The organism is Pseudomonas cedrina subsp. cedrina, from assembly GCF_001983175.1.
GTDB classification, from domain to species: Bacteria; Pseudomonadota; Gammaproteobacteria; order Pseudomonadales; family Pseudomonadaceae; genus Aquipseudomonas; species Aquipseudomonas cedrina.
This window is the reverse complement of sequence record NZ_MNPW01000011.1, coordinates 115,510-134,829: the sequence shown is the minus strand read 5'-3', so window position 1 is coordinate 134,829 and position 19,320 is coordinate 115,510. Positions and strand designations below refer to the sequence as shown.

At 59.5% G+C, this 19,320-nt stretch carries 23 protein-coding genes and 4 tRNA genes; 13 read left to right on the top strand and 14 right to left on the bottom strand.

What is annotated here, in order from left to right; translation table 11 throughout:
- Window positions 1-10: 10 nt before the first annotated feature.
- From BLL36_RS22275 to BLL36_RS22260, 4 genes are read right to left on the bottom strand one after another with little or no spacing between them, the layout of a single operon-like run.
- Window positions 11-1,033, bottom strand: coding sequence for a LacI family DNA-binding transcriptional regulator (locus BLL36_RS22275; protein WP_076953595.1), 1,023 nt, complete (start codon window positions 1,031-1,033; stop codon window positions 11-13).
- A 3-nt stretch (window positions 1,034-1,036) separates the two neighbouring features.
- Window positions 1,037-2,014 carry an ABC transporter permease gene (locus BLL36_RS22270; protein WP_076953593.1) on the bottom strand — a complete coding sequence of 326 codons (978 nt, stop codon included), beginning with the start codon at window positions 2,012-2,014 and terminating at the stop codon, window positions 1,037-1,039.
- A complete protein-coding gene (locus tag BLL36_RS22265; protein WP_076953591.1) occupies window positions 2,011-3,564 on the bottom strand; it encodes a sugar ABC transporter ATP-binding protein in 1,554 nt (517 codons plus the stop codon). The genes BLL36_RS22270 and BLL36_RS22265 overlap by 4 nt, the downstream gene beginning before the upstream one ends.
- Window positions 3,565-3,621: 57 nt before the next feature.
- Window positions 3,622-4,581: a sugar ABC transporter substrate-binding protein gene (locus tag BLL36_RS22260; protein ID WP_076953589.1), complete on the bottom strand. Its 960-nt coding sequence runs from the start codon at window positions 4,579-4,581 to the stop codon at window positions 3,622-3,624.
- Window positions 4,582-5,132: 551 nt separating this feature from the next.
- Between BLL36_RS22260 and BLL36_RS22255 the strand changes: the two genes are divergently transcribed.
- The 3 genes from BLL36_RS22255 (at window position 5,133) to BLL36_RS22245 (ending at window position 7,348) form a co-directional block, all read left to right on the top strand.
- Window positions 5,133-6,221 (top strand): asparaginase, encoded by a 1,089-nt coding sequence (locus BLL36_RS22255; protein WP_076953587.1) that lies wholly within the window; start codon window positions 5,133-5,135, stop codon window positions 6,219-6,221.
- A gap of 181 nt (window positions 6,222-6,402) precedes the next feature.
- On the top strand, window positions 6,403-6,654 hold the full coding sequence (locus BLL36_RS22250; protein ID WP_083735309.1) for a DUF1654 domain-containing protein: 252 nt from the start codon (window positions 6,403-6,405) through the stop codon (window positions 6,652-6,654).
- A 4-nt stretch (window positions 6,655-6,658) separates the two neighbouring features.
- Window positions 6,659-7,348, top strand: a complete 690-nt coding sequence (locus BLL36_RS22245) for an endonuclease (protein ID WP_076953584.1) — start codon at window positions 6,659-6,661, stop codon at window positions 7,346-7,348.
- A 30-nt stretch (window positions 7,349-7,378) separates the two neighbouring features.
- Here the strand turns inward: BLL36_RS22245 and BLL36_RS22240 are convergent, their stop codons facing one another.
- The gene (locus BLL36_RS22240; protein WP_076953582.1) at window positions 7,379-7,744 is read right to left on the bottom strand and encodes an SPOR domain-containing protein; all 366 of its coding nucleotides are present in this window, start codon (window positions 7,742-7,744) and stop codon (window positions 7,379-7,381) included.
- Window positions 7,745-8,006: 262 nt separating this feature from the next.
- Here BLL36_RS22240 and csrA point away from each other — a divergent pair, with 262 nt between their 5' ends.
- The 3 genes from csrA (at window position 8,007) to BLL36_RS22225 (ending at window position 9,041) form a co-directional block, all read left to right on the top strand.
- Complete coding sequence (csrA, locus tag BLL36_RS22235) at window positions 8,007-8,201, top strand: carbon storage regulator CsrA (RefSeq protein ID WP_003192511.1); 195 nt, start codon at window positions 8,007-8,009, stop codon at window positions 8,199-8,201.
- Between the two features lie 212 nt (window positions 8,202-8,413).
- On the top strand, window positions 8,414-8,653 hold the full coding sequence (locus BLL36_RS31330) for a hypothetical protein (RefSeq protein ID WP_076953580.1): 240 nt from the start codon (window positions 8,414-8,416) through the stop codon (window positions 8,651-8,653).
- Window positions 8,654-8,747: 94 nt separating this feature from the next.
- Complete coding sequence (locus BLL36_RS22225; RefSeq protein WP_076953578.1) at window positions 8,748-9,041, top strand: hypothetical protein; 294 nt, start codon at window positions 8,748-8,750, stop codon at window positions 9,039-9,041.
- Between the two features lie 13 nt (window positions 9,042-9,054).
- On the opposite strand, the gene BLL36_RS22220 is transcribed toward BLL36_RS22225, so the two are convergent.
- Complete coding sequence (locus BLL36_RS22220) at window positions 9,055-9,732, bottom strand: HAD family hydrolase (protein WP_076953576.1); 678 nt, start codon at window positions 9,730-9,732, stop codon at window positions 9,055-9,057.
- Window positions 9,733-10,033: 301 nt separating this feature from the next.
- Here BLL36_RS22220 and BLL36_RS22215 point away from each other — a divergent pair, with 301 nt between their 5' ends.
- The 4 genes from BLL36_RS22215 (at window position 10,034) to BLL36_RS22200 (ending at window position 12,745) form a co-directional block, all read left to right on the top strand.
- Window positions 10,034-10,279 (top strand): DUF2790 domain-containing protein, encoded by a 246-nt coding sequence (locus BLL36_RS22215; RefSeq protein ID WP_076953574.1) that lies wholly within the window; start codon window positions 10,034-10,036, stop codon window positions 10,277-10,279.
- A gap of 42 nt (window positions 10,280-10,321) precedes the next feature.
- Window positions 10,322-10,993, top strand: coding sequence for a heavy metal response regulator transcription factor (locus BLL36_RS22210; RefSeq protein WP_076953572.1), 672 nt, complete (start codon window positions 10,322-10,324; stop codon window positions 10,991-10,993).
- Window positions 10,990-12,390, top strand: a complete 1,401-nt coding sequence (locus tag BLL36_RS22205) for a heavy metal sensor histidine kinase (RefSeq protein WP_076953570.1) — start codon at window positions 10,990-10,992, stop codon at window positions 12,388-12,390. Before BLL36_RS22210 ends, BLL36_RS22205 begins: the two co-directional genes overlap by 4 nt.
- Before the next feature lie 130 nt (window positions 12,391-12,520).
- Complete coding sequence (locus BLL36_RS22200; RefSeq protein ID WP_076953569.1) at window positions 12,521-12,745, top strand: hypothetical protein; 225 nt, start codon at window positions 12,521-12,523, stop codon at window positions 12,743-12,745.
- Between the two features lie 15 nt (window positions 12,746-12,760).
- On the opposite strand, the gene pcp is transcribed toward BLL36_RS22200, so the two are convergent.
- Genes pcp through BLL36_RS22185 form a run of 3 tightly spaced genes read right to left on the bottom strand, consistent with a single transcriptional unit; the run spans window position 12,761 to window position 15,074 of the window.
- Window positions 12,761-13,402, bottom strand: a complete 642-nt coding sequence (pcp, locus tag BLL36_RS22195; RefSeq protein ID WP_076953567.1) for a pyroglutamyl-peptidase I — start codon at window positions 13,400-13,402, stop codon at window positions 12,761-12,763.
- 8 nt (window positions 13,403-13,410) lie between these two features.
- Window positions 13,411-14,361: a DUF979 domain-containing protein gene (locus BLL36_RS22190; RefSeq protein ID WP_076953565.1), complete on the bottom strand. Its 951-nt coding sequence runs from the start codon at window positions 14,359-14,361 to the stop codon at window positions 13,411-13,413.
- Window positions 14,358-15,074, bottom strand: coding sequence for a DUF969 domain-containing protein (locus BLL36_RS22185; RefSeq protein ID WP_076953563.1), 717 nt, complete (start codon window positions 15,072-15,074; stop codon window positions 14,358-14,360). Before BLL36_RS22185 ends, BLL36_RS22190 begins: the two co-directional genes overlap by 4 nt.
- 340 nt (window positions 15,075-15,414) lie before the next feature.
- Here BLL36_RS22185 and BLL36_RS22180 point away from each other — a divergent pair, with 340 nt between their 5' ends.
- A complete protein-coding gene (locus BLL36_RS22180; RefSeq protein ID WP_076953560.1) occupies window positions 15,415-15,960 on the top strand; it encodes a DUF4410 domain-containing protein in 546 nt (181 codons plus the stop codon).
- Window positions 15,961-15,969: 9 nt separating this feature from the next.
- Complete coding sequence (locus BLL36_RS22175) at window positions 15,970-16,155, top strand: hypothetical protein (RefSeq protein WP_076953558.1); 186 nt, start codon at window positions 15,970-15,972, stop codon at window positions 16,153-16,155.
- Window positions 16,156-16,284: 129 nt separating this feature from the next.
- On the opposite strand, the gene BLL36_RS22170 is transcribed toward BLL36_RS22175, so the two are convergent.
- Window positions 16,285-16,361 (bottom strand) — tRNA-Val (locus tag BLL36_RS22170).
- Window positions 16,362-16,545: 184 nt separating this feature from the next.
- Between BLL36_RS22170 and BLL36_RS22165 the strand changes: the two genes are divergently transcribed.
- Window positions 16,546-17,829 (top strand): NAD(P)/FAD-dependent oxidoreductase, encoded by a 1,284-nt coding sequence (locus BLL36_RS22165; protein WP_076953556.1) that lies wholly within the window; start codon window positions 16,546-16,548, stop codon window positions 17,827-17,829.
- 220 nt (window positions 17,830-18,049) lie between these two features.
- On the opposite strand, the gene BLL36_RS22160 is transcribed toward BLL36_RS22165, so the two are convergent.
- The 4 genes from BLL36_RS22160 to BLL36_RS22145 all read right to left on the bottom strand — a co-directional run bounded on the left by BLL36_RS22160 (window position 18,050) and on the right by BLL36_RS22145 (window position 19,309).
- A tRNA-Asp gene (locus tag BLL36_RS22160) sits at window positions 18,050-18,126 on the bottom strand.
- A 103-nt stretch (window positions 18,127-18,229) separates the two neighbouring features.
- Window positions 18,230-18,306 (bottom strand) — tRNA-Asp (locus BLL36_RS22155).
- 55 nt (window positions 18,307-18,361) lie between these two features.
- Window positions 18,362-18,437 (bottom strand) — tRNA-Val (locus BLL36_RS22150).
- 107 nt (window positions 18,438-18,544) lie between these two features.
- Complete coding sequence (locus BLL36_RS22145) at window positions 18,545-19,309, bottom strand: SDR family oxidoreductase (RefSeq protein WP_076953555.1); 765 nt, start codon at window positions 19,307-19,309, stop codon at window positions 18,545-18,547.
- Window positions 19,310-19,320: the final 11 nt, after the last annotated feature.

Here is a 19,320-nt window from a genome sequence, read left to right as displayed (position 1 = left end):
TCAATTCGGTTCAGCGGTATTGGGCGAACGTACCCGCGACAGGCGCCGTCGACTCGCGCAACACGATGCTCGGCGTCACGATGCGTTGATCGATCGGCAGTTGGGGGGTTGCAATTCTTCGCAGTAAAAGCTCGGCCGCCGTCTCGCCCAATTGGACGATCGACTGTCCGACCGTGGTCAACGCCGGGTAGACGTAACGACCCATTTGAATGTCATCGAAACCGATCACCGACAGCTCGCCCGGCACGCGGATGTTGCGCTCGGCGGCTGCACGCAGCACGCCGAAACCAATCATGTCGTTGCTGGCAAAGATCGCACTGGGCGGGTTCTGTGCGAGTAATTTCACGGCAGCAGCATAACCGCCAGTACTGGTGAAGTCGCTTTCCTGGGTGCGATCGGCAGCCACTTCCACGCCGGCCTCCCGTAGCGCGCGGTGGTAACCCGCCAGACGCATTTGCGCAACCCGGGTATGGACCGGGCCGCCGATACAGGCGATGTCGCGGTGGCCCAGTTCAAGCAAGTGCCGGGTTGCCAGGTAGGCGCCCTCCTCGTGGTCGATACGGACCAGGTCCACGTCAATGCCATCCAGCGCCCGGTCGACAATCACCATGGGCGTACGCACCGCGTTCAAGCCTGCGGCAAGCCCACTGTCATCGCCGCCCACCGAGGTCACGATCAAGCCGTCGATACGCTTCTCCAGCAACACACGCAGGTAGCTGCGCTGCTTTTGCGCGTTATCGTCGGAGTTGCAGAGGATCACGCAATAGCCGTTACGCTCGCAGTAATCCTCGATGCCCCGTGCCAATTCCGCAAAATACGGGTTGAGGCTGTTGGGCACCAGCAAACCGATGGTGGCCGTGGTCTTGGCCTTGAGCGAACGCGCGACGGCACTGGGTACATAGTCGAGCTGCTTGATCGCTGCCTCTACCTTGATGCGAACCGGCTCGCTGACCGGGCGCGTCTTGTTCACCACATGGGATACGGTGGTGTAGGAAATACCTGCAAGCGCTGCCACATCCTTGATCGTTGCCATGGTTCAGCCCCGCCGACTGGCGCGCTGGCTGCGGTAGGTGTCGAGGACCACGGCGATCACGATCACTGCACCGGTGATGATGCGCTTCGTGGGTTCCGTGGCGCCGATCTGCGCCAGGCCGGCGGCCAGGACCGAAATAATCAACACACCAAAAAAGGTACTGATCACCGAGCCGCGCCCACCCATCAAGCTGGTGCCGCCAATGACCACTGCCGCGATCACTTGCAGTTCCAGGCCGGAACCGGCGTTCGGGTCTGCCGCCTCCAGGCGCGAAATCTGGAACAGCGCCGCCACACCGGCCAACAGGCCCATGAGGCTGAACACCAGGATCTTGTAGGGCTTGGGATTGATCCCCGCCAGGCGTACAGCCTCTTCGTTGGTGCCGATGCCGATCAGGTAACGACCAAACACGGTACGCGTCAGTACAAGCTGCGCGGCGACGATCACCAGTAAAGCAATGATGAACGACGGCGAAATACCAAAGGCAATCGGATTGGACAGCCAGGCGAACGAATCACCGATGTAAGCGGTGCGCGAACCGGTCATCTGGTACGCCACGCCACGCGCCATTTCCAGCACGCCGAGGGACACGATAAACGACGGGATGCGCCAGGCCACGGTGATAGAGCCGGTGATGGTACCGGCCAATGCCGCGCAGCCCATGCCCAGCACGGCAGCCGGCAACACGCTCCAGCCCCAGCTGAGGATCGCCACGCTGACCGCCGATGCCGCCAGCGCCAGTACCGAGCCTACTGACAGGTCGATGCCGCCGATGATCAAGATAAACGTCATGCCCACCGCCAGCACCATCAGGTCTGGAATCTGGTTGGCCAGGGTGCTGAACGTGTCGTAGGACAGGAAGTGATCGCTGAGCACCGAGAACAGCGCAATCATCGCCAGCAAGGCGCCTGCCAGGCCCAGGTAAGTGCCCAGGCCGTAGAAGTTGCCGCCGGTCTTGCCGGGGGAAGTTGAAGTTTTCATGGGGTTTCCCTAAGCACTGCGTCGTTGAGCAGCGCATCACGTTTCTGATAGCCGGCGAAAGCGGCGGCAAGCAATTCATCCTGGGTCCAGCTGTCGCGCTCGAAGGTTTCGATCAAGCGCCCGGCCGACAACACGCCGATGCGGTCGCAGATCAGCATGAGTTCACGCAGGTCGCTGGACACCACCACCAGCGCTTTGCCCTGGCGGGTCAATTCGCCGAGCAAGGCATAAATGTCGAATTTGGCGCCAACGTCGATGCCTCGGGTCGGCTCATCGAACAACATTACCGAACAGTCGCGCTCCAGCCAGCGGCCGATGACGACTTTCTGCTGGTTGCCGCCGGACAGCTCGGACACCAGCTGCGCCGGGCCGGAACTGCGGATGCGCATGGCATCGATCTGGCGTTTGGCCAAGGCGGTTTCGTCGCGGCTGTTGACCACGCCGCCGCCGGATATTTCCGGCATGTTGCCCAGGGCGATGTTGGCACTGATGGACTGGGTCAGCAGAAGGCCCTCGCCCTTGCGGTCCTCGGTGATCAGGGCAATACCGTGGCCCACCGCGTCCACCGGCGAGCGGATGCTCACCACCTGGGCAGGCGAACCGAGCGCCACGGTGCCGCTGTCGGCCAGGTCGGCGCCGAAGATCAGGCGCAACAATTCAGTACGGCCCGCGCCGATCAGGCCGGAGATGCCGTAGATCTCACCGGCGCGCACTTCGAAGGACACGTCGCGGACTTTGTCCGAACGCGTCAGGCCTTTCACCGTCAGGGCCGGGCCACCGATGGTGCGGGGCCCCAGGTCAATGTGCTCGCCCAGCTCGCGACCGACCATCAAGGTGACCAGTTGCTCGCTGTTGTAGTTGGCCATCGGCTCGACACAGACCAGCTTGCCGTCGCGCAACACCGCAATGCGCTGGGCGACACGGGCCAGCTCTTCCAGCCGGTGTGAAATGTAAATGATCGCCACGCCCCGAGCCTGCAGACGAGTGATCTGTTCGAACAGCATCTCGACTTCACGGGCGGTCAGCATGGCCGTGGGTTCGTCGAGGATCAGTACATGGCAATCACCGATCAGGTTACGGGCGATTTCGACCATCTGCTGATGGCCAATGCCCAGGCTGCCAACCAGGGTGTCGGGGTCGATGGCGTCCAGCCCGACCTGGGCCATGGCCTCGATCGCGGCCTTGCGCAGGTGCTTGCGGTCGATCCAGCCGCAATGGCTGGGCAGGTTATCCAGGAACAGGTTTTCAGCCACGGTCAGTGTTGGCAGCAGGTTGAGTTCCTGCATGACCATACGCACGCCCAGCTCTTCGGCCTGAGTGCGGCTGCCAGGGCGGAAGTCCTGGCCATTGAACTGCATGTGCCCGGTGGTCGGCGTAACCAGCCCGCCGATGATCTTCGACAAGGTGCTCTTGCCTGCGCCGTTCTCACCGGTCAGCGCCAGCACTTCCCCGCGATTGAGCGTCAGGGTGATGTCGGACAGAACCGGTTGGGCATAGGTCTTGCCGATACCGCTGACCGAGAGGACAGCGTTCGGGGCGGAAGATGACATAGGAAAATCTCCAGGCGCCCGCTCAGGACGAGCGGACGCTGTTGGGCATTGCCAGGATTACTTCTTGAGAACGAGTTCGACCGGGGTTTCGATCACGCCGTCCTTGGACTCGACTTTCTCACCCTTGACCAGCTTGAGCGCGTTCTGGATACCGAACACGGCTTGCTGGGCAGCGGCCTGGTCCGCGGTCGCGAGGACGCGGCCGTCCTGCAGCATCGGCTTGATGGCTTCGATGTTGTCGTAGCCGACGACCTGGACCTTGCCAGCCTTGCCTGCGGCGCGGATTGCGGACACGGCACCCAACGCCATGTTGTCGTTACCCGCCAACAGCGCCTTGATTTTCGGGTACTCGCTCAGCATCGCGGAGGCCACCTTCTGGCCCTGGTCGATCTCCCAGTTGCCGGATTGGGTGGAGACGATTTTCATGCCTGCGGCATCCATCGCGTCCTTGAAGCCAGCGGTGCGCTGCTGGGCATTGGTGGTGGTCGGCACGCCTTCAATGATGCCGACTTCATCGCCGGCCGCCAGTTGCTTGGCCAGGTAGTCGCCCACCAGCTTGGAGCCCTTGCGGTTGTCCGGGCCAACGAAAGGTATATCGAGGTTTTTACTTTTGAGCACGTCCGGATCAAGACGGTTGTCGATGTTGACGACCTTGATACCGGCATCGGAGGCTTTCTTAAGCACGGTGACCAGCGCCTTGGAGTCGGCGGGTGCGATCACGATGGCGTTCACTTTGGCGAGGATCATCTGGTTGACGATATCGATCTGCGCGCTGGTGTCGGTCTCGTTCTTGATACCGTTGGTGATCATGTCGAAATCAGCGGCGTGGGATTTCTGGTAGTCCTTGGCGCCCTCTTGCATGGTCACGAAGAATTCGTTGGCAAGGGATTTCATGACCAGGCCAACCTTGGGTTTGGCGGCAGCGTCATCAGCGAATGCAGAAGAGAGAGGCAGGGCAGCGGATGCGGCGGCAAGCACAGCGACAGCAAGAAGACGTCCAGCAAATGGCAGCTTCATGGGTTCACTCCGATCTTATGATTATTGTGAGCAACGCTTGCACCGAAGAGCCCTTCGGCAGCCTTCCCACCTGGGTGGCTGATACGAGCTGCCACGGGACTTAAGAAGCGTCCGTGAAACATCTCGCAAACGTTTGCGTTGTTCAAACTATGAGAACCTTGTCGAGATTTGTCAACGGTATAAAACAGTCTTTCATCCAAGTCCCTCGCTCGTCCCGCAACAACGGCCCGCTTAAACATCGTCCACTCTCAGTCGTTCTCTAAAACGACAGATTGCGTCCCGTGCCTCATGCATCTCGATGGATTAACCACCAGGTTTTCGGACAACCGAACGTAATACGTCCATCTGTTCGGAAAGCCGGACATACACCTGCTGCAACAGCTCATAAAAACGAATTAATTTCTTATAAATCAGAAAGTTATTTTATATCCACAAACACTTACAGCCTGGTACAGATCCTGCTCTACCCCCTCACCCCGTGGCATTCAGAACCGCCCGGGTGTTCTAGATGAACCGGCTACAGCACTCATCAAAAACCAGAGAGAAAAATAATGAAATCTGCATTGAAGACTTTTGTTCCGGGCGCGTTAGCCCTCCTGCTGCTGTTCCCCGTTGCCGTCCAGGCGAAGGAAGTCGAAACCAAGGCCAAGCTGTCCAACGTGGTCATACTCGCCACCGGCGGCACGATCGCCGGCGCCGGCGCCAGTGCGGCCAACAGTGCCACTTACCAGGCGGCCAAGGTCGGCATCGAGCAATTGATCGCCGGTGTTCCTGAGCTTAGCCAGATCGCCAATGTACGCGGCGAGCAAGTGATGCAAATTGCGTCCGAAAGCATCAATAACGAAAACCTGCTGCAACTGGGCCGCCGCGTCGCCGAACTGGCCGACAGCAAGGACGTGGATGGCATCGTGATCACCCACGGTACCGACACCCTCGAAGAAACCGCCTACTTCCTGAACCTGGTGGAAAAGACCGACAAGCCAATCGTGGTGGTCGGCTCCATGCGCCCAGGCACTGCCATGTCGGCGGACGGCATGCTCAACCTCTACAACGCCGTTGCGGTGGCCGGCAGCAAAGAGGCGCGCGGCAAGGGCGTGCTGGTCACCATGAACGACGAGATCCAGTCGGGTCGCGACGTCAGCAAGATGATCAATATCAAGACCGAAGCGTTCAAGAGCCCTTGGGGCCCACTGGGCATGGTGGTTGAAGGCAAATCCTACTGGTTCCGCTTGCCAGCCAAGCGCCACACCATGGATTCGGAATTCGACATCAAGAACATCAAGAGCCTGCCCGATGTTGAAATCGCCTATGGCTATGGCAACGTGAGCGATACGGCCTACAAGGCCCTGGCTCAAGCGGGCGCAAAAGCCATCATCCATGCCGGCACCGGCAACGGCTCGGTGTCCTCCAAAGTGGTGCCCGCACTGGTGGAACTGCGCAAGCAAGGTGTACAGATCATTCGTTCTTCCCACGTCAATGCCGGCGGCATGGTGCTGCGCAATGCCGAACAACCTGACGACAAATACGACTGGGTTGCCGCACTCGATCTGAACCCACAGAAAGCCCGCATCCTGGCGATGGTCGCCCTGACCAAGACCCAGGACAGCAAAGAGCTGCAACGGATGTTCTGGGAATACTGATTCCTGAAACTGTCCGCAGGAGCGAGCTTCCTTTTCCGGCAAGCTCGCTTCTGCACTTCCTACGCCGCCTTACACAAAAATTCCTGAACGGCTGTCAAACGAACTGCTTGGAATTTAAGCAGTTGCGAAATTACCTACAGTTAAATACTGTATGTGCGTACAGCTAACTAAGGAATACTCCGTGGCAAAGTCCTCTCCCGCAGTGCCAACCCCGCCTGGTGCCTACGAACGTCTGGCCATTCGTGTGCAAAAGATCATCAATTCAACCGGCGCCCAAAAAGCCAAGGCGGCCTTGATCTTCCGTCTGCCCGACGAACCAGAGGAAGAATGGGCACGTTTGCTGGAGGAAATTGCGGAGAACGACAACGTCACCCTCGCCTATCGGGACGACGGTGGCGTACAGATTTTCTGGGTTGTGCCGAAGGAAGATTGAGTCAATGGGTGTCCGTTTTATCGCTGTGCTTAGCCTGTTTTTCGCCGTCGCGGCCCAGGCCCAAGCGCCCCGAACCTTCAGCGAAGCCAAGAAAGTTGCCTGGAAACTTTACGCCCCACAATCCACCGAGTTCTATTGCGGGTGCAAATACACGGGCAATCGCGTGGATCTGAAAGCCTGTGGCTACATCCCACGCAAAAACGCCAACCGTGCGGCACGCATCGAGTGGGAGCACATCGTTCCGGCCTGGCAGATCGGGCATCAACGCCAGTGCTGGCAGAACGGAGGGCGCAAGAACTGCACCCGGCACGATGACGTGTTCAAGCGCGCCGAAGCGGACCTGCATAACTTGGTGCCGAGCATTGGCGAGGTCAATGGCGACCGTAACAACTTCAGTTTCGGCTGGCTGCCGGTGCAAAGCGGACAATACGGCTCATGCCTGACCCAGGTGGATTTCAAGGCCAAGAAGGTCATGCCGCGCCCGTCCATTCGGGGCATGATCGCCCGCACGTACTTTTACATGAGCAAGCGATACGGCTTGCGCCTGTCGAAACAGGATCGTCAACTGTACGAAGCCTGGAACAAGACCTACCCGGTGCAGGCCTGGGAGCGTCAACGCAATCAGACCGTGGCCTGCGTGATGGGGCGGGGCAATGAGTTTGTCGGCCCGGTGAACCTGAAAGCCTGCGGCTGAAAGCGGGCGCAACCGCCGCCCACTTTGCGCTTACTGCGTGGCCTTGTGCTCAATGACCTCAGACACGGTGTCGGTTTTCTTGGCGCGGGCCATTTTTTCATTAAGCAGCGTCTGCTTGGCTTCAGCTTCAGCTTTGGTCGCAAACGGCCCCAGCAGCACTTCGTCCTTGCCGTCCACCTTCACAATATAAAAATTAAAACCATGCTCCAGCAACCAGGCCGTCAGGTCGGTGATCGCCTGCAGCTTGTGGTCCGGCGAGCCGACGCGCACGTCCCATTCCTGGGCGGCAACTGCGCCGGTCTGGGGCTGGCTTTCGGTCACGGCAGGCTTGGGCGCGGGTGTCTCGACGCTTTTGCCTTCACCGCAACCGGCCAATGCCAACACCGCAATTGCCATCGCTACTTTACGCACTGCCCTGCTCCTCTAAAGATAAAGAGGCGACTTTATCATCCACTGTCTATTCTGGCCGTCATAAACGTTAGCTTAAACAATGCGAATCATGTATCGCAGACCTGTATGATGCCGCCATGGGAATTAATGTCGCCTCTATGCGTCCTAAAAGAGGCAGTCACAGGGAAGCGCTTAGCAGTAAGCTACACACATCCGACACCTGCCCTGTCTGAAACATGTGTCCTTAAAAGTAATCAAGGAGAAGTCCATGCTGATACTCACCCGAAAAGTTGGTGAAAGCATAAACATCGGTGATGACATTACGATCACCATCCTGGGCGTCAGCGGCCAGCAAGTACGAATCGGCATCAACGCGCCCAAGGATGTGGCCGTGCATCGCGAGGAAATCTACCAGCGCATCCAGGCAGGCCTGACTGCCCCGGATAAAAACCAGACACCTTGAAGCGCCTTCAGTAGCCAGCCTTTTCGTTGACTGTAACGGCTGGCGAAAACTCCTTCGAATTGCTCTGACCGTTATTGCGTGGCGGACGTCGCCAGTGCGTTGATCTTCATGCAAAGATGAAACTGTGTTCTCGCCAGGAACTTGTCGTTTCATTTAAGGCCGAAATCTCCTGACTGACACTCAGCCATCCGTGTGCATTCAGGAGCACGACGATGAGGCCTACGACCGCACCACCATTTGCCTACATGTCTTGGATGATCGCCCTACTGATAGGGCTGATCTTCGTGGGGCTGGCCTATGCTTTGAGGTTTACAATCGAAGGCACTGGCCCGGCGGATTCCCATTCCGGGCTGGATTTGGCGCTACTGCTGAGTGGATACCTGTTTCTGTTTTGCCTCAAACCTATCCAGAAAGCCGTTCAGCGTCGCCTGTGCCGGCAAATGACACGCTGAGACTGCGTTCCTCGATATCAGATCGCCGGTATTTACACCGCTGCGACACGACCTATGCTTGGGCCTGCACTATCAGTTAAAGGCACTGAGCACGATGGATACCCTGACCAAATCCCAGATCGAGTCTGCGCTGGCCGCCCGTCTGCCCAGCTATAGCGTGACCTGCACATTACACGCCGACGGCACGCTTTCGGCAGTGCTCAGCGGCCCGGAAACCGACCATTTCGCAGTGACAGGGATCGTGCGTGCACACTATCGTGGCGCCGAAGCCATCGCGCGGCTGGCCAATGAAATTCTCAGGGAGATGGTGCTGTCACGCCAAGGCATGAGGAATCATCGAATGCAACCGCCCACCCCAGTCCGCTCCGGACAAGGCCGAGACCGGTAACGGGCTCAGCCCTTCAGCCCGCCGTGTTCTGCAGGTACAACAAGCCTTGCGCGTCGCGCTGTACGCTTAGCTGTTGGTACCCGTCAACCGAAGGGTGTTCGGTGACCATAGGCGCGTGATGCGTCGTCGTCACAACCATTACATCCGCCCCTGCCGCCTCGCCCGCGCGTATGCCTACCGTTGCATCTTCAAACACCAGGCAGTCCTGCACCGGGACGCCCAGGCGTTGCGCACCCAGCAGGTAACAGGCGGGGTTCGGCTTACCGATGGCAACATCTTCAGCCGTGACCAGCACCGTCGGCGGCGCAATCCCGGCAGCCTGCAATCGACGCAACGCCAGTTCCCTGGGCGCCGAGGTGACCAGTGCCCATTGATCACCCGGCAGACTGTTCAGAAACGTGACGGCGCCGGGAATCGCGACAACCCCTCTCACATCCTCGATTTCAGCCTCGGTGATCCACTGCGCCTCGACCTCGGGATCAACGCCGGGCAGCGCTTGCCGGGTAATGGTGTCGATCGCGCGAGCGCCGTGAATGGTCTTCAAAAACGCTTCTACCTCCAGGCCATGGCGTTCCGCCCAGACACTCCACACCCGCTCGGCGGCGGCAATGGAGTTGAGCAGCGTCCCGTCCATATCAAACAGAAAGGCGCGATAACGGCGGTTGAATACGGCTGGACCTGGGATGGACACTGCGAGGCTTCCTCTTGGGCGGTAACAAGTAATTAGCCCGTTGCAATCTACGGATCACCTCGCTGCTTGTAAACGCCACCGCCATCGAGCTGCCTTTGAGCCACTTGTCGCCAGTGACCCACGCCCAGGCGATCACCGACCTGATCCTTGAAGCCTCCGGCCGCCAGGCCCTGAGCCCTGCGATGCAAAAGCACTGCATTACACACTTGTAATCATTCTGTTGGTCGGCTGTTAGTGGCGCCTCGTTACTGTGAACTCACCGCCAACACCTGGCAGCCAACCCATAAAGAGAGGTACCACCATGAAACTGTTTACCCTCGGCTTTGCCGCTTTGCTCGCTACCGGTTCCGTGTTTGCCGCCGAACCCGTGGTCCACGACAAAACCGGCTTCTTCGTCCACCTGGACGTGGCTAAAGTGCTGTCGAGCACTGACACCTATGGCGAATGCGGCGTCGTCCCGGCGCGACTCGACTACCTGGACAGCCAGGGCCGTGAACATGTGTTGGACTACCAGGTCCTGGACACCGGTTGCGCCAGTGACAATTGATCGGGCTACACTTGCGCCACGCATTGAGACAGAGCACTTGCCATGAACATTCTCGTAGTCGAAGACGAACCCAAGGCCGGCAATTACCTGCTCAACGGCCTTCAGGAACTGGGTTACTCCGTCAGCCTCGCCCGTGACGGCGTGGATGGCCTGCACCAGGCGCTGGAAACACCATTCGATGTGATCGTGCTGGATGTGATGATGCCGAAAATGGATGGCTGGGAAGTGCTGCGCCGCCTGCGCAAGGAAGCCGACACACCGGTACTTTTCCTGACGGCCCGCGATGATATTGCCGACCGTATCAAGGGCCTTGAATTGGGTGCCGATGACTACCTGATCAAACCGTTCTCCTTCGCCGAGTTGGTGGCACGCTTGCGTACCCTGACCCGCCGCGGCCCCAGCCGGGAAGAAGAACAGCTGCAGATCGCCGACCTGCAGATCGATGTCCTCAAGCGCCGCGTAACCCGCGCGGGCGCCCGTATCACCCTGACCAACAAAGAGTTCGCCCTGCTGCATTTGTTCGCGACCCATCAGGGCCAGGTGCTGTCCCGTTCATTGATCGCGTCACGGGTATGGGACATGAATTTTGACAGCGACACCAACGTGGTGGACGTGGCCGTGCGGCGCCTGCGCCTGAAAATCGACGACCCGTTCCAGCTCAAACTGATCCACAGCGTGCGTGGCATCGGCTACCGCTTCGATACCCAGCCATGAACAAACGCCGTCACTATTCGATGACCCTGCGCCTGGCGCTGATTTTCGCCTTGCTCGCTTTCACTCTGCTGGCCACCTTGGGCGTGGCGCTGTACCGCGAGCTGGAGCGGGAATTGGTCATGCGTGACGATGCCGCCTTGATTTCCCGCGTCGATCAACTGCGCAACTTGCTCAACGACAGCAACACCCTCGACCTGATCAAGACCAAGCCGGAGTTGTTCCAGAATATGCTGGGCAACCACGAGTCGGTCTTGAGCATCGCGGCGCCGGGGCAGACACCCCTGCTGCTGGTGAACCCGGGCAACATCGACCTGCCGTCCGTGCCACCCGTCGCGAAAGACCATGCGCTGAGCCTTGCCGACGTGCACCATCTGCCTGGCGTGAACGGCGTGCCCTTCTCCACCGTCGCCGCCTCCATCGACTCCGGTGACCTTGGCAGCCTCCAAGTCACCAGCGGCCGCCTGATGACCGAACGCACCGCGGTGCTCGCCAGCTATCGGTTGAGCGTTTATATCCTGGCAGGCATCGCCGCAATCATGCTGGCCGTGGTCGGCTACCTGCTCGTCTATCGCGGGCTTCTGCCGTTGCGACGCCTGGCCCGCCACGCCCAAGGTATCGGCGTCGGCAACCTCGCCGAACGCCTCGACAGCCAAGGCGCGCCAAAAGAACTGCTGCCGATGATTGATTCGTTCAACACCATGCTCGAACGACTGGCCAAGGGTTTTGTACAGCTGGGCCAGGTGTCCACCGACATGGCCCACGAACTGCGCACGCCTATCAATAACCTGCTGGGAGAAACCCAGGTCGCCCTGCAACAGAGCCGCAGCATCGAGAGTTACCAGCAGCTGCTGGCGTCGAATGTCGAAGAGCTTGAACGCCTGGCACGGATGCTCGACAACATGCTGTTCCTGGCCCGCACCGACCCGGCCAGCGCGCTGCGTCAACGCCAGGCGCTCAGTGCGGCGGATGAGGTGGAACGAATCGCCGAGTACTTTGAAGGCTTGGCGGGCGATGTGGACATCCGCATTCATGCCAGCGGAGAGGGCGTGATCTGGGCCGAGCCGATGCTGCTGCGCCGGGCCCTGGCCAACCTGTGTGCCAATGCCATCAAATATGGTGCGCCGGGCACCGAGTTGATGATCCAGGCGGTGCCCACGACGGACGGCATCAACCTCAGGGTCAGCAATCGCGGCGGAACCATTGCTGCCGAGCATCTGCCGCGCCTGTTCGAACGGTTTTACCGGGTCGATGAGTCGCGGGAACGCTCGGCGCAGTCAAATGGGCTGGGGCTGTCGATTGTAGCGACCATCATGCAGTTGCATAACGGGCGGTACAGCGTGAGCAGTGACGCGGGGGTGACGTGTTTTGAATTGTTCTTTCCGCAGCGGGAGGACTGAACAGGCGGCACCAGACGCCTGGTGTTATTTTGCAAAGGTTTGTCTCTTAACGTTGGGCTGAGGCCACACTATTCTCGGTCCCCAAGCGGTTCAAGGCAGAGCCGGTAACGGGAATAATGGAGGTTCGAGAATGGAAATACGATTAGGTTTACTGGAAAAGGGGCTGGCTGAAATGAACGAAAAGCTGATCACCGTTTCGAGCAGGGCAGACTCCATGGATAAGCACTTCGCTTCCAGGGCAGACCTGGCCACCACTGAACTGAATCTCATCAAGTGGTACGTGGCAACCGCATTCGCGATGACAGGTCTGGCCTGCGCCATTACCTTCGGGCTTACCCGCCTGTTCGCAACCTGAGGTGAATCGGGCAGGTCAACTGACCTGCCCGCCCGCCTCTTTTGCATCCACGGTTGTATGCCACGCGGCCAGTACGGCCGCCTGCAATCCCGTCACCAACGTATTCAGTTCCATCGAGGGCCGCTGCGCCTCCGTCACCTGCTCCGGCAGAAGCGGTACGTGGATGAACCCACTGCGCACGGAGGTCCCGGTCAGGGCATGCTGCAACAGATAAAACACTTGGTTGCACACAAACGTCCCCGCCGTCTGCGATACCGAGGCCGCGATGCCCGCTTCGCGCACGGCCTTGACCATCGCCTTGATCGGCAGTGTCGTGAAGTACGCCGCCGGGCCGCCCGTCACGACTGCCGTATCAATGGGCTGCTCGCCCAGATTATCCGGAATCCGGGCATCGTTGATATTGATCGCCACCCGCTCGAACGAGATATCGCTACGCCCCGGGCCCAGCCCGGTAGCAATTACCATGGCCGGGTGCAATTCATCGATCAGTCGGGCCAGGCACTCACCCGCGGTGGCAAACGCGCAAGGCAGTCGATGCGCAACAATTCGCACATCATCGTCCAACTGCACACCGTCCAGTTGGCGCACCGCTTCCCAGGACGGGTTCACCGAATCTTGATCAAAGGGCTCGAAGCCCGTCAGCAGTACAGTGCGCACTCTCGGCCTCACATCAACAGGTAAAGCAGGACAATATTAACCACCAGCATCATCAAAGCCGTCGGCAGTTGGGCCTTGATCACTGCGTTTTTGTCCGGCAGCTCCAGCAACGCCGCCGGCACGATATTGAAGTTGGCAGCCATCGGGGTCATCAAGGTCCCGCAGTAGCCCGAGAACATGCCGATCGCCGCCATTACCGCCGGGTTGCCGCCGTAGATACCCACCAGCACCGGCACGCCGACGCCGCCGGTCATCACCGGGAACGCCGCGAAACCGTTCCCCATGATCACGGTAAAGAGCGCCATGCCCAGCACATAGACCATCACCGCCACCAACTTGAAATCCAGGTTGATATAGGTGGTAGTGACATGGGCAACGGCCGTGCCGACCCCGGCTTCGTTAAACAACAAGCCAAGCATTGCCAGCATCTGCGGAAGCACCATGGCCCAGCCCAGGGCTTCGGTAAGGCGACGGGATTCGCGCAAGGCTTGTACCGGCGTGTCACGGGTCAGCCAACAGGCCAGGCCCAGGGCGATCAGGCAGCCGATACCAAGGGAGACAAAGGTGGTGTTCTTCGGGTCCAGCAGCGGTACGCCGCCGATCTCGGTGTGCTTGAGCAATACCGAGCCGATCACGGTAGCCAAGGGAATGGCCAACGCCGGGATAAACAACTTATGGCCCAGCCGACCGGCACTGGCACGGGAATCCTTGTCATGCAGCTCGGCATGCTTGCCACGACCGACACCGCCCATACCGGCGATCAATGCCATCACCACGAGGCCAGCCCCAATGGCCACCGACGGCAGCCGCTCACCGATCAGGAACGGAATGGCGAACAACAGCCAGAACAGTGCACTCGACCAGCGCTTGGGATGGGTTCGGTCCAGCAAGATCATGCCCGCGGTGATCAGCAGCAGGACCCCGGCCAGCCAGTACAGGTATTGAATCGAAATGATCATTGCGCGATCTCCCCACGGGCGGCGGCAGGCGTCATCTCGCGGGTGAGTCTTCGGTCAAATCGATGCAGGCGGATCGCATGAATGATAAACGCGCAAATTGCCGTCGGAATCCCCCACACCGCAATGTGCAGCGGTTCCACATCAATCCCCGAGCCAAGCAGGAAGGTGTGCATCAATGCGATCGCACCAAAGGCCACGAAGATATCTTCACCAAAAAACAGACCGACGTTATCCGTCGCGGCGCACATGGCCAATACTTTATGGCGCAACTTGTCCGGCAGTTTGCCGTAGCGTTTTTCCGCAGCGCCCTCAGCCATCGGTGCCAGCAGCGGGCGCACCATCTGCGGGTGCCCGCCCAGGCTGGTCAAGCCCATGGCGGCCGTGGACTCGCGCACAAACAGATACATGATCAACAAGCGCCCGACCGTGGCGCGCTCGAACCGTGCGATCCAGTTCTGCGCATGCAGGCGCAGCCCATGGCGTTCCAGCAGGCCGATGACCGCGAGGGGCAACAACAAGATCAATTGCAGGGCACGGGTCTGAAGGAAACCATCGCCCATGGTGGCGAGGATTTTTTCCAAGGAAAAATGAGCGGCGAATCCGGTGGCGATAGCGGCGGCGGTGACCACCAACAAAGGGTTGATGCGTAGAACAAAGCCAACCACGATCACGAGTACGCCGATCAACGGCCATAAGTTCACAACAGTTTGCATGGCGGTGAGGTCCTTTAGTGCGCGCTGCGGCGCCATTACAGCAGGATGTGAACAAAGGGTTCACAGCAGGAAGTGGCGTGCAGTCGGCTCGGTTTTTTATTGTTGACCCGAAAGGTCGAGCGTCAGTGGCGGCAACTTTGCTGCCTGGGGGCGGGAGGTGTCCAACAAGAAAAATTGTTGCTGCGAACCAATAAATTTTGTCGGCGATTGCACTGTGCGCACGTAACAAGATGTGGACAGATCAAAGGGGATTCACGCATCTTAGTGCCGCCCGTTTATCAGGCGTGCGCGGGTGACTTGAGCACGCCTCCTTCAATACTGTTGTGGATATGGAAATTCAATGAAAACCCAAAAGGTCCTGATCGCTCTCTCCTGCGCCGTTGCTTTGTCCATGCTCGGTGGCTGCGCCGCCAAGGTAAAAAGCGGGGGCAGCGCCGCGCTGGCCATCCCGGACTCAGCCAAACACAACCTGGTGGTCAGCATCAAAGGCGAAGGACAGGTGGAGCAGAATCCGGATTGGAACCTGCTCAAGCGCGACTGGAACAACGCGCTCCAGGTCGAAGCGCGCCAAGCGGGCTTCAACGTCACGGAAAGTCCCGCAGTGAACCCAAGCGGTGAAGACGGCGTGGGCATCAGCATCAACGTCAGCAAGTTCCGCTACATCGAGCCAGGCTCGCGGTACGTGGCCGGCGCGCTGGTCGGTAATGCCTGGGTGTTCTCCCGCGCCGACTACTCCGACCTCAAATCCGGCGCACCGCTTGGCTCGCGCACCTACGACACCTCATCGTCCGCCTGGGAAGGCATTGCCTCGGCCATGACGCAGAAACAGGTGCAGGCGATTGCCAAGCAGATGATCAGCGATATCAAGAGCGCCAAAGCCAAGTAAATCGTTCTGATGAGCGAATTTTTCGAGCTGATCTGGAAGCTGATCGACGTGGTACTCAGGTTTCTGGAGGTCGCCAGCGACTACACCCCACCCCGGCGAAAACGTGTGTTCTCATTTGGGTTCGTCATGTTCTTGCTGTTGGTGGCGGTGGTTGAATGGGTGCTGCTGCAGGTATTTTTTGGCGGCGGGGGCTGAAGCTTCCCCTTGGGATCGGCGCTATTTACCAAATGAGCGATTTGCAAAAGTTTTGCAAATCGCAGGTAACAAAAAAGGGCCCACCTTTCGGTGAGCCCTTCTAGACCGCCCAGCAGAGCGGATTTTGTTTGGTAGGCGCGATTGGACTCGAACCAACGACCCCCACCATGTCAAGGTGGTGCTCTAACCAACTGAGCTACGTGCCTGCTGTGAGGCGGCATTCTACGGAATTCCGAAGGGGTGTCAACATCTTTTTTGCAGCTAACCCTATGAATATGCGAATTTTTTATTTGCGTGGGGAGGGCCCGTGGATTTCGGGCGGCTGGCAGGCAATTTTCAACTCAGGTAGGATCGGCGCACTCGTAAAAAATATAAAACAGAGGTTCCAGGATGGCGAACACCCCCTACCCCCAGTCGTATTACGCCGCTTCCGCGAATGCCGTTCCACCTCGGCCGGTGTTGCAAGGCGAGGTTGAAACCGACGTGTGCGTGATAGGCGCCGGTTATACCGGTCTCTCCAGCGCGCTGTTCCTGCTGGAGAACGGTTTTCGCGTGACGGTACTGGAGGCCGCCAAGGTGGGGTTTGGCGCCTCGGGCCGCAATGGCGGGCAGATCGTCAATAGCTACAGCCGTGATATCGATGTGATCGAGCGCAGTGTCGGCCCCCAGCAGGCGCAATTATTGGGGCAGATGGCATTTGAAGGCGGCCGGATCATTCGCGAGCGAGTGGCCAAGTATCAGATCCAGTGCGACTTGAAGGACGGCGGTGTATTCGCCGCCCTCAACAGCAAGCACATGGGCCACCTGGAATCGCAGAAACGCCTGTGGGAACGCTACGGCCATACGCAGCTGGAGTTGCTGGACGAACGCCGTATTCGCGAGGTGGTTGCCTGCGACAATTACGTCGGCGGCTTGCTGGACATGAGCGGCGGGCATATCCACCCGCTTAACCTGGCGCTCGGCGAAGCGGCAGCCGTGGAATCCCTGGGCGGTACGATCTACGAGCAATCGGCGGCGGTGCGTATCGAGCGCGGCGCCAACCCGGTGGTGCACACCGCCGAGGGCCGGGTCAGGGCCAAGTTCATCATCGTCGCGGGCAATGCGTACCTGGGCAACCTGGTGCCAGAGCTGGCGGCCAAGTCGATGCCCTGCGGCACGCAAGTGATCACGACGGCGCCCCTGGGCGATGAGCTGGCGAAGACACTGCTGCCGCAGGATTACTGCGTCGAGGATTGTAATTACCTGCTCGACTACTACCGCCTCACCCGCGACAAGCGCCTGATCTTCGGCGGTGGCGTGGTGTACGGCGCGCGCGACCCGGCGAACATCGAGGCGATCATCCGCCCGAAAATGCTCAAGGCTTTCCCGCAGCTCAAGGACGTGAAGATTGACTACGCCTGGACTGGCAATTTCCTGCTGACCCTGTCGCGCTTGCCGCAAGTGGGCCGTCTGGGCGACAACATCTACTATTCGCAAGGCTGCAGCGGCCATGGCGTGACGTATACGCACTTGGCGGGCAAGGTACTGGCGGAGGCGCTCAGAGGGCAGGCGGAACGCTTTGATGCGTTTGCCGACCTGCCGCACTACCCGTTCCCGGGTGGACAAATGCTGCGTACGCCGTTTGCGGCGCTGGGCGCCTGGTATTACGGGTTGCGGGATAAACTCGGGTTCTGATGGTGCAAGGGCTTGCCTACGATGCGCAGACGCGAATCCCAATGAGACCGCGTCGATGCTATCGCAGGCAAGCCAGCTCCCACATTGACCGCGCCTGATTTGTACTCAAATCGCGGACACAAAAAACCCCGGTCTCTCGACCAGGGTATTTGCTATCGGATCAAAGTAGCCAATGGCTTTCTTTGTGCTTCAAGGCGTTCAGCGGGCCTTGAGGCAGATATGGCGCAGCGGACGGGACTCGAACCCGCGACCCCCGGCGTGACAGGCCGGTATTCTAACCGACTGAACTACCGCTGCGTATCGCTTGACCGGCTGAGCCTAAACTCTCAACCGTCTTGAACATCTGATCGATCAGCTTTTGCTGTTCGATCTCAAGCCCGAAAAATCGAACCTGGAAATATGGCGCAGCGGACGGGACTCGAACCCGCGACCCCCGGCGTGACAGGCCGGTATTCTAACCGACTGAACTACCGCTGCGCGTCGGTGCAACCTTTAACGTTGCGTCTTGCCCTGAGGCAAAACTCTCAAGAAGTGGTGGGTGATGACGGGATCGAACCGCCGACCCTCTGCTTGTAAGGCAGATGCTCTCCCAGCTGAGCTAATCACCCTTTGCTTCGTTGAGGCCGCGAAATTTACGCAGGTACCGGACCTAAGTCAATAGCCCGCTTGAAGTTTTTCTGAAAAAGACAAAATTGCTTCGGCACCGCTCCCTGCCCTACTCGCTGTAAATCATCTTCTTGCTCATGCCGCCGTCCACGACAAACTCCTGCCCGGTGACAAACCCCGCCTGGCGCGACAGCAGCCACGCCACCATCGCCGCCACGTCCTCCACGGTACCTACCCTGCCTGCCGGATGCTGGGCATGATCGGTGTCGCTCAACGGCTCGGCGCGACGGGCTGCAGGATCACGTGCGTCGATCCAGCCGGGGCTGACGGCATTGACCCGCACTTCGGGCCCAAGACTCATCGCCAAGGCATGCGTGAGGGCCAGCAAGCCACCTTTGCTCGCCGCATAGGCTTCGGTGTCCGGCTCCGACTGGCGTGCCCGGGTCGACGCCAGGTTGACGATGGCACCACCATGAGCACGCAGGTACGGCGCGCAGTGCTTGGCCAATAACATCGGCCCGCTGAGATTTACCGCCATCACCCGGTTCCAGTAAGCCAGGTCCAGACTTTCCAGGGTGATGTTATGCGGGTCGGCCACCGCCGCATTGCACACCAAGGCGTCGAGGCGGCCAAACTGCCCCAATACCTCGGCGACACCTTGAGCCACTTGTTTCTCGTCGGCCACGTCCATGGTGATAAACCAGGCGTTTTCGCCCAGCACCTTGGACACCTTGGCGCCGCGCTCGCGGTCCAGGTCGGTCAACACCACCTGCCAGCCTTCGCTGATCAGCCACGCCGCGATCCCGAGGCCAATGCCCCGCGCCGCGCCGGTCACCAGCGCGACACGCCCGTTACTGGCTGCCGCGGCTTCCATGGACCACTCGA

What these genes read in the sequence shown, in the direction of transcription:
- csrA (WP_003192511.1), top strand. Translation starts at nt 8,007, where the DNA reads ATGCTGATACTCACCCGAAAAGTTGGTGAAAGCATAAACATCGGTGAT.
- BLL36_RS22175 (WP_076953558.1), top strand. Translation starts at nt 15,970, where the DNA reads ATGAGCGAATTTTTCGAGCTGATCTGGAAGCTGATCGACGTGGTACTC.
- BLL36_RS22245 (WP_076953584.1), top strand. Translation starts at nt 6,659, where the DNA reads ATGGGTGTCCGTTTTATCGCTGTGCTTAGCCTGTTTTTCGCCGTCGCG.
- BLL36_RS22255 (WP_076953587.1), top strand. Translation starts at nt 5,133, where the DNA reads ATGAAATCTGCATTGAAGACTTTTGTTCCGGGCGCGTTAGCCCTCCTG.
- BLL36_RS22165 (WP_076953556.1), top strand. Translation starts at nt 16,546, where the DNA reads ATGGCGAACACCCCCTACCCCCAGTCGTATTACGCCGCTTCCGCGAAT.
- BLL36_RS22210 (WP_076953572.1), top strand. Translation starts at nt 10,322, where the DNA reads ATGAACATTCTCGTAGTCGAAGACGAACCCAAGGCCGGCAATTACCTG.
- BLL36_RS22260 (WP_076953589.1), bottom strand. Translation starts at nt 4,581, where the DNA reads ATGAAGCTGCCATTTGCTGGACGTCTTCTTGCTGTCGCTGTGCTTGCC.
- BLL36_RS22240 (WP_076953582.1), bottom strand. Translation starts at nt 7,744, where the DNA reads ATGGCAATTGCGGTGTTGGCATTGGCCGGTTGCGGTGAAGGCAAAAGC.
- BLL36_RS22185 (WP_076953563.1), bottom strand. Translation starts at nt 15,074, where the DNA reads ATGCAAACTGTTGTGAACTTATGGCCGTTGATCGGCGTACTCGTGATC.
- BLL36_RS22190 (WP_076953565.1), bottom strand. Translation starts at nt 14,361, where the DNA reads ATGATCATTTCGATTCAATACCTGTACTGGCTGGCCGGGGTCCTGCTG.
- BLL36_RS22225 (WP_076953578.1), top strand. Translation starts at nt 8,748, where the DNA reads ATGGATACCCTGACCAAATCCCAGATCGAGTCTGCGCTGGCCGCCCGT.
- BLL36_RS22215 (WP_076953574.1), top strand. Translation starts at nt 10,034, where the DNA reads ATGAAACTGTTTACCCTCGGCTTTGCCGCTTTGCTCGCTACCGGTTCC.
- BLL36_RS22270 (WP_076953593.1), bottom strand. Translation starts at nt 2,014, where the DNA reads ATGAAAACTTCAACTTCCCCCGGCAAGACCGGCGGCAACTTCTACGGC.
- BLL36_RS22275 (WP_076953595.1), bottom strand. Translation starts at nt 1,033, where the DNA reads ATGGCAACGATCAAGGATGTGGCAGCGCTTGCAGGTATTTCCTACACC.
- BLL36_RS22200 (WP_076953569.1), top strand. Translation starts at nt 12,521, where the DNA reads ATGGAAATACGATTAGGTTTACTGGAAAAGGGGCTGGCTGAAATGAAC.
- BLL36_RS22265 (WP_076953591.1), bottom strand. Translation starts at nt 3,564, where the DNA reads ATGTCATCTTCCGCCCCGAACGCTGTCCTCTCGGTCAGCGGTATCGGC.
- BLL36_RS31330 (WP_076953580.1), top strand. Translation starts at nt 8,414, where the DNA reads ATGAGGCCTACGACCGCACCACCATTTGCCTACATGTCTTGGATGATC.
- BLL36_RS22180 (WP_076953560.1), top strand. Translation starts at nt 15,415, where the DNA reads ATGAAAACCCAAAAGGTCCTGATCGCTCTCTCCTGCGCCGTTGCTTTG.
- BLL36_RS22205 (WP_076953570.1), top strand. Translation starts at nt 10,990, where the DNA reads ATGAACAAACGCCGTCACTATTCGATGACCCTGCGCCTGGCGCTGATT.
- BLL36_RS22145 (WP_076953555.1), bottom strand. Translation starts at nt 19,309, where the DNA reads ATGGAAGCCGCGGCAGCCAGTAACGGGCGTGTCGCGCTGGTGACCGGC.